Consider the following 16,461-nt stretch of genomic DNA (forward strand, 5'->3'; position numbering starts at 1 on the left):
CAGAACAGGAGCTCTAGGCGTTTATGGCGCTTGTAGCCCGGACTCTTCTGCCACCAGCTCCCGCGCCCGGTCGACCAGCGCCTGCCCGTCCGCTCCGCCTGCCGTCATGTCCTCGACCCACGCGTCTATGGTCGGCTGTGCGGCCGCGCGCCAGCGTTCGGTTTCGTTCGCATCGAGCGTGACGATGGAATTGCCCTCCTCCTCGGCCAGCGCAATGCCCGGCAGGTCGGCCTCGTCCATCACGCGCCCGAACGTCCGGGCCAGCTCACGCCCCGAATTGGCATCGATGATCGCCTGCAGATCCTCGGGCAGGCTCTCGTAGCTGGCCCGGTTCATCACCAGCGCGAAGGTCTGGGTGTAGAGCCCATAGGGTCCTGCAAACCCGGTGTGATGATCCACCAGTTCCGCGATCCTGAGCGATGGCGTCACCTCCCAGGGCGAAGTCGTCGCGTCGATCACCCCCCGCGCCAGCGCCTCGGAGGTCTCGGGCACAGGCATGCTGACGGGGTCGGCGCCCAGCCGGTCGAGCATATCGCTGATCACCCGCGACCCGCCCCGGACACTCATCCCCTCGATATCCTCGAGCCTGGTGATCGGCGTGCGCGAGTGGAAGACACCGGGCCCGTGGGCATGCACCGCCAGCAGTTTGACGTCCGCGAACTCCTCGGCCGCATGGGCCTCCACGAAATCCCAGAACGCGACCGAGGTCGCTTCTCCGGTGGTGACCAAGAAAGGCAGCTCGAACACCTCCGAGCGCGGAAACCGCCCCGGCGTATAGCCCAGAACAGTCCAGACGATATCGACCACGCCATCGCGCGCCTGATCGAACAGCGCCGCCGGCGCGCCACCGAGCTGCATGGAGGGATAGTACTCGAAGGCGATCCGCCCATCCGACTGCGCGGTGATCCGCTCGGCCCACGGCGCGATGCCGTTGGAGGGAATGGGCGCCTGGGAGGGCAGGAACTGGTGCACGCGCAACGTCACCTCCTGAGCCGCCGCATGGCCGGCCAGCAATCCGGCACAGGTTGCCACAACGACAAGAACGCGTCCTGGGCTCATCTTTCTCCTCCTCTCGATCGCCGTCGCGACCCCAACGCGGCGGGCGCCGATTGGCTCCAATGGACTGCCGCGCTCATGGAACTAGAAAAACAGCCTCACCGCGTGAAGCGTCAGGACGGGAAACGCCACGAGCAGCGCCACCCTGACCACATCGCTGGCGATGAACGGCACCACGCCGCGATAGATGTCGCTCAGAGGGATGGTCCTGTCCATCGCGCCGATCACGAACAAATTCATGCCCACCGGCGGGGTGATCAAGCCCATTTCCACTACGATCAGGACGAGAATACCGAACCAGAGCGCGAACTCCTCGGGAGCCATCCCGAAGTCGAGCGCGCTCATCACCGGGAAGATGATCGGGATGGTCAAAAGGATCATCGAGAGCGAATCCATCACGCATCCGAGCAGCAGGTAGAAGGCCAGAACGACGACCAGTACCAGCCAGGGGTTGAGCCCCTGTTCGCCAATGAACCCGGCCGCGACCTGCGGAAGCTGGGAGAGGGCCAGAAAGCTGTTGAGCGCGGAGGCACCGAGGATGATCAGGAACATCATCGCCGTGGTCGATGCGGTCGCCAGCAGCGCCTCAACGATCCCGCGTCCCCGCAATCCGCCCGAAAGCACTGCCACCAGCCCGGTGCCCGCCGCCCCGATCGCCGCCGCCTCGGTGGGCGTGAAGATGCCCGTATAGATCCCGCCGATGACCGCAATGAAGATCGCCAGCACCGGCCAGATCCCGATCAGCGCCGTGATCCGTTCGCGATAGGGCACGCGCGGCCGGGGTGCGCCCGCCGCATCCGGATCGAGGCGCACAAAGACTGCCACGGCGACGAGATAGCCCAGAAGCGCGAGAAGACCGGGCACGATCGCCGCCATGAACAGCTTGGCGATGTTCTGCTCGGTCAGCACCGCATAGATGACGAGAATTACCGAGGGAGGGATAAGGATGCCGAGTGTCCCGCCTGCCGCCAGCGCGCCGGCAGAGAGCGCGCCCGAGCTTCCGTGCCGCCGCAGTTGCGGCAGCGCCACCCGCCCCATGGTCGCAGCCGTTGCCAGCGAGGATCCGCAGATGGCCCCGAACCCACCGCACGCCCCCACCGCCGCCATGGCCAGCCCGCCGCGGCGATGCCCGAGCCATTTTGCCGCCGCATCGAAAAGCGAGGCCGACAGCCCGCCAAGCGAAGCGAACTGCCCCATGAGCAGGAAAAGCGGCACGACCGACAGCGAGTAGCCCGAGAAGGTGGAATAAGTCAGGCTCTTGAACTGGGCCAGCATCGGCGTGAACGAACCGGTGATCAGATAGCTGCCCCCCAGCCCGACACCCAGCATCGCGACGCCGATGGGAATGCGCAGGAAGATCAGCGCAAGCAGCACCGGGAACGACCAGAGCCCAAGCTCGACAGTGCTCAACGCCGCGCCCCCCGAACCCGGCCCGCGTCCAGATAATCCAGGACCGTACGCACCAGCACATAGACCGAGACGAGCGCAAAGGCCCCGGCCCCGGCGAGGCACGCCAGATAGACCCAGCCCATCGGCACGCGCAGCAGCGCAGTCATGTCTTTGTAGGCGAACCGGTCAGCGGTGCCATGGGCATGGCGGATGGCGATGAACCACGCCGCCCCCATCATGGCTGCATCGGCATTGATCTGGAGCACGAAATTGGCCTTTGGACCCAGCCGGTCGGTCAGCACCGTCACCACCGCATGCCCGCGCACCAGATGCGCCCAGGCCAGAAATGAGAAGACCGCAAAGCCTACCCCCATTTCGACCAACTCATAATCGCCCCGGATCGAGCCCAGCCCGAAATCGTTCAGCGCGCGGCCCGATACGCTCGCGGCGACGGTCCCCACAACCGCGATCAGCGCCAGCCCCCCGGCCACGGCCATCGCCGCGGCCATCGCCCGGACGGCCCGTCCGACCGGCGTCGCGTCGAGCCGGGAGACCGGACCGGACGCAGTTGGATCTGCGGCAAGCTCATCCATCGACATTCTGGCTCCAGAGCATTCCCGGAAAAGGTCGAACCGCTCTCAGGGTGACAACGCAACACCAAAGGACCTGACCGACAAGGGCCCATCGCCCACCTTCATACCGCGCCCGAGCCGGGGTTCAAGCACTGTCTCGGACACGGTCTCCTGCCGGTCGCTGCATCAACACCACGTCCTTGCCCGGACACACCCACGACCAGTCCGCCGCGGCCGCTATATGGGCCAGGGTCGTCTCACGGTAGAACACCACATGGGTGGGATCGAGCCGATAATGCCAGTGCCCGAACCGGGCATCATCGGTCTGGAAACAGGTCATGATGGCCAGCCAGCCCCCGGGAACCACCAGGGCCATCAACCGCGCGAACTCCGCTGCGGGATCGTGGAAGTGCTCTGCGGTTTCCGTGCAGGTGACGAAATCATAGCTCCGCTCGAGCACATTCCTGTCCGGCGCAAACGCCGGATCGTAGAGCGCCACGGAAAACCCCGCCTCACCCAGCATGGCCGCCAGCGCAGGCCCCGGCCCGCACCCATAGTCCAGCCCCGATGCACCCTGTCGCAATCTGGACCGCAGCGGCCCCGCGACCCGCTCGAGAAACCGCCGATACCCCGGATCATCGACATCATTCTTGTGGGTCAGATAATGCGCCCGCTCCTCGGCCAGGGGGAGGTAATGAACCGGATCGAGCAGCGTCGCCTGGCACTCCGGGCACCGCCAATAGAGGTGCCCGCCGAAGGTTCCCAACTCAGCGGGAAAGCCCCATACGCAGACGCGGCATGTCCTCATCGCTCGATCTCCGGCGCCCGGGCGCGAGGCGCCTCACACCCTCCAGCGTTTCCAGGAAAAGTGGATACACTTTTCCGGTTCGGAAACGCGATAAATCGAAGACTTGGAGCCTCGTTCTGATTCAATCCGAACACGATAGGCTCCAGCACCGGATAGTTCGCCTGCAGACCCCCGGAACAAAGCCTCAGCGCTTCTCGTGCTTGGGCTTGGCCAGCGGCTCGCGTCCCTTGAGCATCGCATTCCAGTAGATCGGCGGGAGCAGCTTTTCCTTGAGGAACCAGGCCAGCCGCGAGGGCTTGAGGTCGTCGATCAGCCATTTGGGGAAGCTGGGCATCCGCTTGCCGCCATAGCCGAACTCGGCCAGCACGATCTTGCCCTTCTCGACCGTGAGCGGACACGAGCCATACCCGTCATAGATCGCCCGCTCGCTGCCGTCGTGCTTGCCGATATCGGCCAGAAGGTTCTCGGCCACCACTGGCGCCTGCTTGCGCGCCGCTGCCGCGGTCTTGGCATTGGGCGCGCTCATCACGTCGCCGAGCGAATAGACGTTCTCGTATTTGGTGTGCTTGAGCGTGGACTGGTCCACCGACACCCAGCCCGTCTCCGCGGCCAGCGGGCTCGCCGCGATGAAATCGGGCGCTCTCTGAGGCGGAACGACGTGGATCATGTCGAACTTGCGCTCTATGACCTCAACATTGCCGTCCTTGTCGGTCTTTTTGAACCAGGCCGTCCTGGCCGGCCCGTCGATCTTGAAAAGGTTGTGCCCGAACGAGAGTTCGATGCCGTAGGCTTTCACGTACTCCATGAGCGGCGGCACATAGTCGGCCACTCCGAAAAGCCCCGGGCCCGCGTTGAGGAATTCCACCTTGCTGTTGGCGAGCACCCCCTTGTCGCGCCAGGCATCGCAGGACAGGTACATCGCCTTCTGCGGCGCGCCCGCACACTTGATCGGCATCGGAGGCTGGGTAAAGAGCGCCGTGCCTCCGGCGAACTCCTTGACCAGCCGCGCCGTATAGGGAGCAAGGTCATAGCGGTAGTTCGATGTCACTCCGTTCTTGCCCAGCGTTTCGGGCAGCCCCTCGACCCCGGCCCAGTCGAGCTTGAGCCCCGGCGCCACGACCAGGCGGTCGTAGTGAACCACGCGGCCCCCCTCGAGAATGACCGCATTGTTTTCCGGGTCGAACGCCACGGCCGCGGACGTGATGTGCCTGGCCTTGTCCGGGATCAGATCGGCAAGGGGTTTGCGTGTCTGCTCGGGCGTGAATATTCCCGCCCCCACGAGCGTCCAGCCCGGCTGGTAATAATGGAACTCAGCCGGATCGATGATGGCGATGTCGAGATCACCGGAGCGGGCCAGCATGCTGGCGGCCACGGCGATCCCGGCCGCGCCGCCGCCCACCACCACGATCTGATGCTTTTCGGTCGGCACGTCGGTGGGCACTTTCCCGCCATTGGCAATACGGGTCGCAACGGCCGTCAAATCATACCCTGCGCTCTTGGCCGCCCCGAGGATCGAGGGAACATCGCTGCTGCCCGCCTGGGACAGCGCCCAGAGCGTCGTCGTGCGCGTGCCGGTTCGGCAGAATCCGAAAACCGGCTTGGGCAGATCCTCCATGGCACGGGCGAACGCCTCCACGTCGGCGTCCCCGATCTTTCCGGGCGCCACGGGAACATGGATCGCCTTGAGCCCGTGCTGGTTCGCTGCCTCTGCCATATCCGCGAACGCGGGCTGGTCGTCGCCCTCCCCGTCGGGCCGGTTGACCATGATGGACTTGAACCCGGCCTCCGCAATGGCGCCCACCTCGGAAAGGGGAAGTTGCGGACCGACCGAAAGGGTCTCGCTCAGTTTCTTTATTTCCACGATGTCCTCCTTCAGAGGTGTCAGGTCACGATCCGTCCAGAGCCCGCGGCATGGACGAAAGCGGATGGGCCGGGTGCGGCGCGTCCGGGCGCCGGCTCGAGCGGGCTGCCGGTCATCGAACAAGGCAATCAGAGTGGATACGGTTGCAAATCGTTGTGCCCGGAATGTGAAATCGACTGCCCGCGCCTCTCGCCGGTCGGTCATCGGCTCCGACCTGCACCGCCCGGAAAGCTGAGGCGGGAGGCCCGGCTGGCGGCTGCCAGCCGCGGCTTCGAGGTCCGATGTCGCGCACGCACCCTCGGCGCTCCACGTCAGGCAAAGACCGCGCCGGCCGCTGCGCCCGCCGGCTGCACCACGCCCGAACCGGCCGGGGTACACGCCTGCCACTGGCCGAGAATCTGCTGCTGGCGAACGAGGACATCGGGTCGATCCAGCTCGGCTTCGGTGGCCAGAAGGAAGGGCTGTCGTCCGGCCGGCCTGCCGGTCATCGCGCTCGACCAGACCAGCACCGGCGCCAGCAGCGCGGGGAGCGTCGCGGGCAGGATCCAGAGCAGCGTTCCCAGCGCGAAGGTCCAGACCGCAGCCACCGTCACCAGCCCGCAGGCAACGATCCACCATGTCGCAACAAGGCACGAGCCGAAGCCCAGCGGCCGCCAGCCGCGCCGGGTCGAAGGCCATCCCCCGTCGACCCCGGCAAGGATCAGCATGACGGCCCGCGATTGCAGCAGCAGCATGATCGGCGCCAGCAGCGTTGAAAAGATAATCTCGACGAGGATCGATGCGGTGACCCGCAGCGTGCCCCCGAACCGGCGATTGGTCCCGTCCACCGCCCCGCGCAGGACGACCAGCAGCTTGGGCACGATCAGGATCGCCGCCACCGCCGCCGCAACGGCCCAGATCGGGATCGCATCACGCGCCGAAAGCGCCTCGCCTTCGGGCAGCATCAGTGCTGCGGCCAGCATGCTCGCGGCGAGAAGCGCCAGCCACAGGGGCGAGGCAAAATAGGCCATGATCCCCTGCAGCAGCGTGAACCGGCTCCACAGCCGGAAGCGCGGCGCGCCCAGAAGCCGCCGGTGCTGGAGATTGCCCTGGCACCAGCGCCGGTCCCGCTTTGCGTAGGACAACAGGTCGTCGGGCCCCTCTTCATAGGAGCCGCCCATCTCGGCATCGACCGCCACGCGCCATCCTCCGCGTGAGAGCAGCGCCGCCTCGACGTAATCATGGCTCAGAACATGCCCGCCCGCCGGCTGCCGACCAGAGAGCGAGGGCAGCCCGCAGCACGCAGCGAACGCCCCCATACGCAGGATCGCGTTGTGCCCCCAATAGGGCCCCTCACGGCCATGGAACAGCGATGCACCCCGCGCGATCGCCGGGGACAAATAGCTGGACGCGAACTGCATCACCCGGCCGAAGGTGGACCTGGCACCGATGACGCGCGGCACGGTCTGCAGCAGCCCCAGCTCGGGCTCCCGGTCCATGCGCGCTGCCATGCGCGCCATGGTGGCGGGCGCCATCAGGCTGTCGGCATCGAGAATCAGCGCATAGTCATAGGCGCCCCCCGAGCGCTTGACGAAATCTTCGATGTTGCCCGCCTTGCGCGCCACGTTCTGGGTGCGGCGCCGATAGAAGATGCGCCCCGCAGCCAGCTTCTCGTCCATCAGCATCTCTAGCGCCTGGGCCTCCTGCGCGATCGCTCCCCGATCCTGGGAATCCGAAAGGATCGCAAAGTGGAACCTCTCGGCAAGGCCGAGTTCGACCAGCCCCCGGTTCATCGCCGCGATACGTGCGAAGGTCTGCCAGGCATCCTCGTTGCAGATCGGCACGAGGATGACCGTGCGCCCCTGCGGGTCGGCATCGTCGCGCGTCGCGCGCGCGGGCAACAGCGCGCCGAGCACTGCCGGCACCGCTCCCCAGACCAGCCAGAACCCGGTGATGGCCACCAGCACGGACCGGATCGCATCGAGCCAGCCGATCCCGTCCCGGCCCGTAAAGCCCAGAACCAGCAGACCGCCCAGCAGGCTCAGAGCCGCAGCGGCACAAACAGCCGCGCCGCGCCAGAGCCAGACGCGGGCGAGATCACTGCTCAACGCCACACCCTTGAGAGCCATCGGCGCAGGCGCAGCCTCAGCCTCTCGCGCTCGAGCACCTGCCGCGGCATGTCCAGAGGCGCGTCCGGCAAATCCCAGGACGGGTTGCGCTCATCGGGGTCTCTCAACGCTCGGGTCTCCATTGATAGATCCAGGTTTCGGTCAGCACCTTTCCGGCGCCCACCAGATACGCCTTGAGTTCGACCGGATCGAAGCCACGCGGCTCGACATCGAAAACCGCGCGCCAGATTCCTTCCCCAGCGAGGTACGAGAGCGTCGCGCTCTCGATACGCCCACCACCAGCGCTGTTGAAAAGATCGATCTGGGTTTCCGGCGCGATCTCATCGAGCAGTCCACCGGCAAAATCAACAACGAATTTGCGCAGCCTCGTATCGTCCTCGACACCGGAGACGCCGCCCCGGCCCGCGCGCGTCTCTGCCACGCGCCCCGACCTGCCCGTCCCGTCCATTCCGCCCCAGGTCAGCCGGTAGGAAAACGCCATGCTCTGCCCCGCGCGGGCCGGCTCCCGCGGGATCCAGTAGGCGACGATGTTGTCGTCCGCTTCGATACGCGCCGGAATTTCGACCAGCCGAACAGTCCCCGGTCCCCACTCCCCGATCGGCTCGATCCTGATCGAGGGCCGACGCTCATAGCGCGCCTCGGCGTCCTGATAGTCCTCGAAATCCCGGGCGCGCTGGTAAAGCCCGAAGGCGCGCAGCCCCGCTTCGGCCAGATAGGAATTGCCCAGCGTCCCTGTATTGCTCAGGGGCCGCCAGATCACCTCGCCTGTGTCGCGTTCGACAAGCAGGCCTTCGGAATCGTGGACCCGCGGGCGGTAGTCGTCGAAATCGTCCCGATTGGTCTGCCCGAACAGATACATCGATGTCAGGGGCGCTATGCCCAGCTCTCCGATATCCTTGCGAAAATAGAGCCGCGCCGTCACCTCCATCACCGTTTCCGCGCGGTCATCCGAGGGCGGCGTGATCGTGAACCGATAGGCCCCGGTGATGCTCTCTCCCTCGAGCGCCGCGTGCATCACCAGCGGCGCGCCGGGTTCGGGCGGGTCCAGATAAAATGCTGTGAACCTCGGGAATTCCTCCGCCCGGTCGGTCCATGTGTCGACGGCCAGCCCGCGAGCGCTGGCGCCGTAGATGTCACCGCGCCCCAGCGCCCTGAAATAGCTCGCCCCCAGAAACGAAGCCAACTCGCTCACGCCCGCCTCGGGGTCGAGCGGATAGTGCAGGCGCAGCCCCGCAACGCCCGGAAATTCCGCACCGGCCGCCGCTGCGGCAAGGTCGGGGTCCCAATAGTCGAAATCTGCGGACGAAAAATCCAGCGGGTCGGCCTCTCCCCCCTCCACCGCGAAAACCTCGACCGGCGTCGCGTAGAGCCAACCGGGATGGAACGCCTGAACGCTGAAGCCATGCGGTGCGCCGGCCCAGCGCGCCTGCGCATTGCGGAACTGGATCAGGCGGTAACGGTCATAATCGAGCCCGGCGAACGGCCCTTCGAGCACCGGCGCCGGGGCGCGGTAGGGTTCAGCCGCCAGCCGCTCCATCCGCGCGCTCAGGATTTCGAAGTCGAACGGCCCGCGCCCGCCTTCGCCCGGGACCTGCCCACGCGCAGGCACGGAGAAACCAGCAGCGCCCAGCATCGCAAGCGAGGCTGCGCCCGTCAGAATCGTCCGCCTTGTGACGTGCCCGGGCACGCCGTTTTCAGTCTTGCGCATCGAACTCCAATACCATCGCCGCGCCCGCGACCATTCCGGTACACGAAAACGTGAAAGCCCGCGTCACACAACTTGCACGACCTCCGGCTTTTGCTGGTTAAACGCGGCTGCAACCAGGCTGGATCATGACAACGACAGAAGCCGAGCGCGAGGTGGAAGCTGAATTTCACACCACGCTGGACTGCCTCACCTGGAACGTGCATCGCGGCCGCTGCCACGATGGGCGGTTCGCACCCTCACGCGTTCACGACGCGGTCGTGACCGAGCTCGCGCCCCGATCTCCGGCGGTCCTGGCGCTTCAGGAGGCCGATTTCGAGGACGATCCGCAATCGGCGATCTTCGACACGGCGCGCCTCGCCACCGAAATGGGCCTCGTCCACGCTCAGTCCGAGGTGCATCTGCGTCGGCACGAATCATCGAGCGGGTTCTGCGGCACCATGCTTCTGGTGCACGAGGACATGGAAATCACCGCCCGCTTCGTGCTTGACCTTCCCGGCCACTGGCACCGCGGCGCCGTCGTGCTCGAGGGCGTCTGGAACGACATGCCCGTCCGGCTCGTCACCGCCCATCTCTCCCGCCTCGAAGTGCTGCGCCTGGCTCAGATGCGCACCATCGGGCAGTTCATCATGCGCCGCCCCCCGATGCAGACCATCCTCTTGGGCGACCTCAATGACTGGCAATACTGGCGCGGCCTCGCCTTCAGCCGACGCGTCGTCGGCACGCGGTTTGCCGGCCCGGCCCGGGCCACCTTCCCGGTCAGCCGCCCGCTCCTGCCGCTCGACAGGATCCTGACCGACGGGGCCGGTTCGATCGAGGCCATCGAAGTGCTCGACAGCCCGCTCCTGCGCCGGGCCTCGGACCATTTGCCCCTCTGGGGTCGCGTCGCGATCCGCCCCGTGGCGGGGCGCTAGAACACATCCTCTTTTGATTGAATCAGAACAGGAACTGCAAGTCTTCGACGTGTCGCGTTGCCGAACCGGAAAAGTGTTTCCACTTTTTCTGGAAACGCGCTAGCGCCGGAATGCTGGCGCCATGCGCGTGAAAACCCCGTCGCGCTTGACGAGCCCGTGATAGGCCGCAGCGCCCACATGGGCCAAGATGAGAACGACCAGCGGAATGCGCACGGTCACATGGACGCGCTGGGCCGCCTTCGAAAGCTCTTCATTCAGGGGAATCATGGGCGGCACCCCAAGGGCATCGAGCCCCTCGATCGGGAATCCGCCAGCCCTGACATAGACAAACCCCGATACGGTCATCACGAGGACCAGCCCATAGAGGGCGAGATGGGTGAAATGGGCGATGTGCCGCTGCAGCGCGGGCACGGACGCAGGCAGCGGCGGCGGCCGGTGAAATATCCTGTACACGATCCGCGCAACCACCAGCACAAATATGACGATACCGACATTCTTGTGATAGACGAACAGCATGTCCTGGACCGGGCGGCTGAGGCTCTCATCGAGCATGACGATGCCGACCGGGATGGTAGACAGGATGAGCGCGGCGACCAGCCAGTGAAGCGCGATCGCGACCGGTCTGTAGGCCTGCGAGTGATCCGAAGCTGTCATGGTACCGTTTTCCTCCCTATGACCCACGCACCGGCAATCAATGGGCCCAATCTACCCCGAGCTTGCCACCCACCCGGCTCCTGCATGATGGATTCCCCCAATTGATCCCCGATACGAGACCAAGACCCGCTGCGGATCAGCGTACTGGCGCAACAATGCCTGCATTGGGGATTTCTGTCACGCGCAGGTTCATCCTGTGTGCGGCGGTCCTGCTCGTTGTGGTGGCGATGCCCCTGGCGATCGCGCTCGATGCCGACCGCCCGGTCACGCTGGGCGCAACCCTCGTGGTCTACCTCGTCGCTACGGCGATCACCTTCTGGGGCCTTGGCCGCTTCTATCCCCATGATCGGCTCGGCACGGCCAATGTGGTGACCCTCACGCGCCTCGCGCTGATCGCCCCGCTCATGGTCCCCATGATCGTCCCGTCCATGATGAGCGTGAGTTCCCCCTATGCCTGGGGCGTGCTGGCGCTCGCCACCTTCTCGCTCTCGCTCGATGGTGTGGACGGAATGTTCGCACGAAGGGAGAAACTCGTCTCGGGCTTTGGCGCACGGTTTGACGTCGAGGTCGATGCCCTCTTTGCCCTCATGCTCTCGATCATCGCGCTGCAGCTGGACAAGGCCGGGCCCATGGTGCTCGTCCTCGGTCTGACGCGATACGTCTTTGTCGCGGCCAGCCTCGTGTGGCCGTTTCTGGCGGCCCCGCTGCCAGAGCGGTTCTCGCGCAAGGTCATCTGCGTCATCCAGATCGGCACGCTCATTGCGCTCCTGGCGCCCCTCGTGACCCCGCCGCTCTCCTGGACGCTGGCTACCGCCGCGAGTGCGCTCATGCTGTTCTCGTTTGGCCGTGACATCGTCTGGCTGCACCGGAACCGTCCATGATGGGTAGGCTGCGCAGCGGGGCGTGGCTGGTCCTTGCAGCCCTGCTCCTGCATGGCGTGCTGGTGCTGCCCAACCACCCGGGGGCTATGACCCCCGGCGCGCTGCTGGTCTTCCCCCTCGAATTGCCAGCTATCCTTTTTCTGATGCTGGCCCTGCCCGCCCGCGGCCCGGCAACCCAGGCTGCGCGCCTTACGATCGTTCTGGCGCTCGTCGTCGTCTCCCTGCTCAAGCTGGCCGATTTCGCCCTCACCATCGCCTTCAGCCGCACCTTCAACCCTCTGGTCGACCTCGGGCTCATCGAAGCGGGGATCCGTCTGCTCGCCGGCACGCTCGGCCAGCCCATGGCGGCCCTCGTGGTCCTCGGAGCCATTCTTGCCCCGATTGCTCTGGGCGCCGCTCTCTGGTGGGCCACCGGCGTCTGGGCCCGGCTGCCGCTGCCGTCCGCCGGCCATCTGGCATCGGGGGTCGCAGCGCTTGCCTCGCTCGCCGTCGTTGTCGCCGAGATCGGCCAGGCGCGCGGCGTCTGGCGCCTGCCCGCCCAGCCGCCCGGCGCCGCCTTTACCGCCCGCGTCGGCTATGAGCGCGCCACCGCCTATTCCGCCCTTTTCGCCCAGATGCGCGACTTTCGCGCCCAGGCCGCGGACGATCATTTCGCCGACCTTGAAACGCCGCTTGACCGGCTCGCCGGCCGAGACGTCGTTGTGATCTTTGTGGAGAGCTACGCCCGCGCGAGCTTCGACAATCCCCTTTACGCCCCCACCCACACCGCAACGCTGGAGGCTGCCGAACCCCGGCTGGCCGATCGGGGTCTTGCCGCGCGCTCGGGCTGGCTGACCGCGCCGATCGCAGGGGGCCAGAGCTGGCTCGCCCACGGCACGCTGGCATCCGGGCTCACCGTCGGCAACCAGAGCCTTTACACCTCGATGCTGGCCAGCGAACGCCGCACGCTCTGGGATTTCGCCCGCGCCGCCGGCTACGACACCACAGCCGTCATGCCGGCCATCACAATGCCCTGGCCCGAGGGGGAAACGATCGGCTTCGACGATATCTACCCCGCCGACCGGCTGGGCTATCGCGGCGAGCCCTTCAACTGGGTGACGATGCCCGACCAGTACACCCTCGCGGCCTTCGATCGGTTAAGGCCCGAACTCGGCGATCAGATGTTCGCTCAGATCGCGCTCATCTCCTCGCACGCCCCATGGGTGCCGGTGCCCGATCTCGTGGACTGGTCCGAGATCGGCGACGGCACCATCTTCAACGACATGGCGCTTGCAGGCGACCCGCCCGCTGTCGTCTGGCAGGACGAAGACCGCATCCGCGAGCAGTATCGGCTCTCGGTCGACTATGCGCTGGAAACGGTCATGGATTATGTCGCGCGGCATCCCGACAGCGATGAGCGCCTCACCATCATCGTGGGCGACCATCCCGCGACGCTCTTTGTCGCCGGCGTGAACAGTTTCGACGTGCCCATGCACGTCATCGGGCCGCCCGATCTCGTGGACAGCATCGATCAATGGGACTGGACCGAAGGGCTCGTGCCCTCGGGCGCTCTTGCCTCCTGGCCCATGGCCGAGTTCCGGGACCGGTTCCTCGCCGCCTATACCACCCCCGTCGCCGGGAGCCCGCTATGACGCGGCCCCGGTGCCTCTCCTCCTGGCGCGGTGCGGCGCCGCTGCTCATGCGACTGCTCGTTCCGCTGGTCCTGCTCGCGCTCGTCCTCTCGCTGTCCGACGCCGACGATGCCCTGGCGCGTCTGGGCCATGTGCACTGGCCTTGGCTCGCCCTCTCTTTTCTGGCCCTCAATCTCCAGACCATCCTCTCGGCCCTGCGCTGGCAATGGGTCTCGGCGCGGCTTTCCGCCCCCATCGGCCGGCAGCGGGCCATAGAGGAATATTACCTCGCCCAGCTCGTAAACCAGACCGTCCCCGGCAGGGTCATCGGGGACGCGTCGCGCGCCGTGCGACTGCGCGAGAACACGGGCGGGCTGCCCCGCGCCGCCCAGGCCGTCATCATCGAGCGCCTGGCCGGCCAGTTCGTCCTCTGGACCATTCTCGCCCTCGGGCTCATCTGGGCGCTGCTCTCGCCCGACGGCATCGGCTGGCCGCTCGGCCCGCGCGGCACCATCGCCACGCTGGTCGTGATCACCCTCGCAGCGATAGTCGGGATATGGATGGCAAGAGGCCGCCTCGCGGCACTGCGCAAATTCGCGAGCGCCATGGACCGCGCTCTGCTGGCGCCCGATGTGCGCTGGGGCCAGCTTGCGCTGGGCCTTGCCATCGCCGCCAGCAACCTCGCCGGCTTCGCCTTCGCCGCACGGGCGACGGGGACCAGCCTGTCGCTCGAGGCCATCGTCAGCATCGTCCCGCTGATCCTCTCGGCGATGCTGATCCCCGCGACCATCGCCGGTTGGGGCTATCGCGAGGGCGCCGCTGTGGCGCTCTTCCCGCTCGTGGGCGCCGCAGCCGCCGCCGGTCTGGCTGCCAGCGTGGCGTTCGGGCTGGTCATGCTAGCGGCGAGCCTGCCGGGAGTTCTCGTCCTCCTGCGCCGCAGGCAAGCCTCCCGCCCCGCTCAGGAAACCTGAGGTTCCCTTAGAGCCTTTTCAGAAAAAGTGGAAACACTTGTCCGGTTCAGAAACGCGACAAATCAAAGACTTAGAGCTTATCCTTTGACCGCCCCGGCAGTCAGCGCGGACACGATGGCACGCTGGAGCAGCAGGAAGGCAACGATCGCCGGCACGATGGTGACGAGACACGCCGCCGCAAGCAACTGGGTTGTGCTCGCCGTTGTGCTGCCCGCATAATTGTAGATCGCCACCGAAATCGGCCACTTGGAATCTGCAGTCAGCATGATGAACGGCACGAGGAACTGGGACCAGTTCAGGATCATGTTGATGATCAGCGCCGAGGCGATCCCCGGCGCCGCCAGCGGCAGCGTCACCTTCAGGAACGTCTCGAAGCGGTTATAACCATCGATCGCCGCCGCCTCCTCGAGCACCATGGGCACCCCGTCGAACGCGTTCTTGAGCAGCCACACTGATATCGGCAGGCCGATCGCCACATAGATCGCCACCACCCCGGTATGGGTGTCGATCAGGCCTAACCGACCCATATAGCGATAAAGCGGGATCAGAATGACGAGGCCCGAAACCATCTGCACCGCCAGGATGGCAGTCATCAGCGTTCCGCGACCGCGAAAGCGCAGGCGCGAGAACGCGTATGCGGCCGGCGCCGCCACCAGCACCGCTCCCGCGCCCCCCAGCGCGGACAGTTTGAGAGCATTGCCCAGATAGACGAGAAATCCGGAATCGGTCAGCACCCGGGTGAAATTGTCGAGCGTGGGGTTTTCCGGAATGAACCGTGAGGCGCCCAGAAATATTTCCTGGGGCGTGCGCACCGCGAGCGAGCCCAGCCAGACGAGCGGAATGAGAAAGAACGCGGCGATGGGCACCGCGGCGACATAGGTTGCCACGTCCGCCAGTCGGGCGATGGGAGATTTGTGGACCCTCATTTTTCCCCCCTCGGCAGGAACAGAGCATAGAGCCCGGCAAGGGCCAGAGCGATCACCAGCAGGACGATGGACAGGACGCTGCCGCCCGCCAGGTCGAAATTGTTGAACACGGTATTGTAGGTAAAGAGCGACAGCACCTCGGTCGCCCGCCCCGGCCCGCCGCCGGTCAGCGAGATCACCGCATCGAAGGTGTTCAGCGTCTGGATGGTGATCAGGATCGCATTGATGAGCAGCGCCACCTTGATCTGGGGCAGCGTGATGAACGCGAACCGCTCCCAGGGCAGCGCGCCATCGACCGCGGCGGCCTCGTATAGCGTTTCGTCGATCCCCTTGAGCGCGGCATAGATCACGATCATCGAGAACGCCGTGCCCTGCCAGATATTGGCGATGATCACCGAAATCATCGCGTTCTGGGGGGAGGACAGCCAGCTCACCGGCGCAATCCCCATCAGCCCCAGCGTGCTGTTGATCGCCCCGAACGGTGCCTCGGAAAACAGCATCGACCAGATCACACCATTGGCCACGCCCGGCACCACCCATGCGGCCAGCACGATCGTGCGCAGCACCAGCATGCCCGGCAGGCTGTTGCGCTCGCCCCGCACGACGAGGAGCGCGATCCCCAGCCCCAGCAGCATCTGCCCGACAACGCTCGCAGCGGTGAAGATCGCCGTGTTGCCCAATACCGTAGGAAGCGCGGGGTTGGTGAGAACGGCGCGCAACGCAGCAAGCGAATAGACCTCCTCGCCCCCGGTGAGCGAGGCATTGGTGAAAGCCAGTCGCAGCGCGTCCAGGATCGGGTAGAGATAGAACGCACCGATCACCACGATCACGGGCATCAACCACGGCAAAGGGTGCGATTGCGCCTGGCCCATAAGCCCTGCCTTGGCGTCCGGCCTCGGCACGGCATCGGCTGACACGGACGATGAAGAGGAGGTCATGGGCGAAAGCGGTCCGGTTCTGGCTGGAGCGTTTGCAGGAAAATGCCCGCGCCAGACCCGATCTGGTA

Annotated in this window: 14 protein-coding genes; 4 read left to right on the forward strand and 10 right to left on the reverse strand. The window is 66.0% G+C overall.

Annotated features, from left to right (window positions below):
* Nucleotides 1–21: 21 nt before the first annotated feature.
* The 7 genes from EO136_RS11300 to EO136_RS11330 form a co-directional block, all read right to left on the reverse strand.
* A complete protein-coding gene (locus EO136_RS11300; RefSeq protein WP_127144527.1) occupies nt 22–1,059 on the reverse strand; it encodes a TRAP transporter substrate-binding protein in 1,038 nt (345 codons plus the stop codon).
* Between the two features lie 81 nt (nt 1,060–1,140).
* Nucleotides 1,141–2,466: a TRAP transporter large permease gene (locus tag EO136_RS11305; RefSeq protein WP_127144528.1), complete on the reverse strand. Its 1,326-nt coding sequence runs from the start codon at nt 2,464–2,466 to the stop codon at nt 1,141–1,143.
* On the reverse strand, nt 2,463–3,044 hold the full coding sequence (locus EO136_RS11310) for a TRAP transporter small permease (RefSeq protein ID WP_281280378.1): 582 nt from the start codon (nt 3,042–3,044) through the stop codon (nt 2,463–2,465). The genes EO136_RS11305 and EO136_RS11310 overlap by 4 nt, the downstream gene beginning before the upstream one ends.
* 118 nt (nt 3,045–3,162) lie before the next feature.
* Nucleotides 3,163–3,825 (reverse strand): class I SAM-dependent methyltransferase, encoded by a 663-nt coding sequence (locus tag EO136_RS11315; protein ID WP_127144529.1) that lies wholly within the window; start codon nt 3,823–3,825, stop codon nt 3,163–3,165.
* 184 nt (nt 3,826–4,009) lie between these two features.
* Nucleotides 4,010–5,686 carry a bifunctional protein tyrosine phosphatase family protein/NAD(P)/FAD-dependent oxidoreductase gene (locus EO136_RS11320; RefSeq protein ID WP_127144530.1) on the reverse strand — a complete coding sequence of 559 codons (1,677 nt, stop codon included), beginning with the start codon at nt 5,684–5,686 and terminating at the stop codon, nt 4,010–4,012.
* 311 nt (nt 5,687–5,997) lie between these two features.
* Nucleotides 5,998–7,773 carry a glucans biosynthesis glucosyltransferase MdoH gene (gene mdoH / locus EO136_RS11325; RefSeq protein ID WP_164730550.1) on the reverse strand — a complete coding sequence of 592 codons (1,776 nt, stop codon included), beginning with the start codon at nt 7,771–7,773 and terminating at the stop codon, nt 5,998–6,000.
* Nucleotides 7,774–7,897: 124 nt separating this feature from the next.
* A complete protein-coding gene (locus tag EO136_RS11330) occupies nt 7,898–9,502 on the reverse strand; it encodes an OpgD/OpgG family glucan biosynthesis protein (protein WP_127144532.1) in 1,605 nt (534 codons plus the stop codon).
* 125 nt (nt 9,503–9,627) lie between these two features.
* On the opposite strand from EO136_RS11330, the gene EO136_RS11335 reads away from it, so the two are divergent.
* Nucleotides 9,628–10,413, forward strand: coding sequence for an endonuclease/exonuclease/phosphatase family protein (locus EO136_RS11335; RefSeq protein WP_127144533.1), 786 nt, complete (start codon nt 9,628–9,630; stop codon nt 10,411–10,413).
* 99 nt (nt 10,414–10,512) lie between these two features.
* Here the strand turns inward: EO136_RS11335 and EO136_RS11340 are convergent, their stop codons facing one another.
* On the reverse strand, nt 10,513–11,067 hold the full coding sequence (locus EO136_RS11340; protein ID WP_127144534.1) for a cytochrome b: 555 nt from the start codon (nt 11,065–11,067) through the stop codon (nt 10,513–10,515).
* A gap of 155 nt (nt 11,068–11,222) precedes the next feature.
* On the opposite strand from EO136_RS11340, the gene EO136_RS11345 reads away from it, so the two are divergent.
* The 3 genes from EO136_RS11345 to EO136_RS11355 are packed head-to-tail and all read left to right on the forward strand — an operon-like array spanning nt 11,223 to nt 14,529.
* The gene (locus tag EO136_RS11345; protein ID WP_206513315.1) at nt 11,223–11,948 is read left to right on the forward strand and encodes a CDP-alcohol phosphatidyltransferase family protein; all 726 of its coding nucleotides are present in this window, start codon (nt 11,223–11,225) and stop codon (nt 11,946–11,948) included.
* The gene (locus EO136_RS11350) at nt 11,945–13,579 is read left to right on the forward strand and encodes a sulfatase-like hydrolase/transferase (protein ID WP_206513316.1); all 1,635 of its coding nucleotides are present in this window, start codon (nt 11,945–11,947) and stop codon (nt 13,577–13,579) included. Before EO136_RS11345 ends, EO136_RS11350 begins: the two co-directional genes overlap by 4 nt.
* On the forward strand, nt 13,576–14,529 hold the full coding sequence (locus EO136_RS11355; RefSeq protein ID WP_127144535.1) for a lysylphosphatidylglycerol synthase transmembrane domain-containing protein: 954 nt from the start codon (nt 13,576–13,578) through the stop codon (nt 14,527–14,529). The genes EO136_RS11350 and EO136_RS11355 overlap by 4 nt, the downstream gene beginning before the upstream one ends.
* Before the next feature lie 77 nt (nt 14,530–14,606).
* Here the strand turns inward: EO136_RS11355 and EO136_RS11360 are convergent, their stop codons facing one another.
* Both EO136_RS11360 and EO136_RS11365 read right to left on the reverse strand, forming a co-directional pair.
* Complete coding sequence (locus EO136_RS11360; protein WP_127144536.1) at nt 14,607–15,455, reverse strand: carbohydrate ABC transporter permease; 849 nt, start codon at nt 15,453–15,455, stop codon at nt 14,607–14,609.
* Nucleotides 15,452–16,327, reverse strand: a complete 876-nt coding sequence (locus EO136_RS11365) for a carbohydrate ABC transporter permease (RefSeq protein ID WP_246018352.1) — start codon at nt 16,325–16,327, stop codon at nt 15,452–15,454. Before EO136_RS11365 ends, EO136_RS11360 begins: the two co-directional genes overlap by 4 nt.
* Nucleotides 16,328–16,461: the final 134 nt, after the last annotated feature.

Origin of the sequence: Pelagibacterium montanilacus (assembly GCF_003992665.1) — a bacterium.
Taxonomy (GTDB): Bacteria; Pseudomonadota; Alphaproteobacteria; order Rhizobiales; family Devosiaceae; genus Pelagibacterium; species Pelagibacterium montanilacus.

What these genes read in the sequence shown, in the direction of transcription:
- EO136_RS11340 (WP_127144534.1), bottom strand. Translation starts at nt 11,067, where the DNA reads ATGACAGCTTCGGATCACTCGCAGGCCTACAGACCGGTCGCGATCGCG.
- EO136_RS11345 (WP_206513315.1), top strand. Translation starts at nt 11,223, where the DNA reads ATGCCTGCATTGGGGATTTCTGTCACGCGCAGGTTCATCCTGTGTGCG.
- EO136_RS11355 (WP_127144535.1), top strand. Translation starts at nt 13,576, where the DNA reads ATGACGCGGCCCCGGTGCCTCTCCTCCTGGCGCGGTGCGGCGCCGCTG.
- EO136_RS11330 (WP_127144532.1), bottom strand. Translation starts at nt 9,502, where the DNA reads ATGCGCAAGACTGAAAACGGCGTGCCCGGGCACGTCACAAGGCGGACG.
- EO136_RS11350 (WP_206513316.1), top strand. Translation starts at nt 11,945, where the DNA reads ATGATGGGTAGGCTGCGCAGCGGGGCGTGGCTGGTCCTTGCAGCCCTG.
- EO136_RS11315 (WP_127144529.1), bottom strand. Translation starts at nt 3,825, where the DNA reads ATGAGGACATGCCGCGTCTGCGTATGGGGCTTTCCCGCTGAGTTGGGA.
- EO136_RS11335 (WP_127144533.1), top strand. Translation starts at nt 9,628, where the DNA reads ATGACAACGACAGAAGCCGAGCGCGAGGTGGAAGCTGAATTTCACACC.
- EO136_RS11365 (WP_246018352.1), bottom strand. Translation starts at nt 16,327, where the DNA reads ATGGGCCAGGCGCAATCGCACCCTTTGCCGTGGTTGATGCCCGTGATC.
- EO136_RS11310 (WP_281280378.1), bottom strand. Translation starts at nt 3,044, where the DNA reads ATGTCGATGGATGAGCTTGCCGCAGATCCAACTGCGTCCGGTCCGGTC.
- EO136_RS11300 (WP_127144527.1), bottom strand. Translation starts at nt 1,059, where the DNA reads ATGAGCCCAGGACGCGTTCTTGTCGTTGTGGCAACCTGTGCCGGATTG.
- EO136_RS11360 (WP_127144536.1), bottom strand. Translation starts at nt 15,455, where the DNA reads ATGAGGGTCCACAAATCTCCCATCGCCCGACTGGCGGACGTGGCAACC.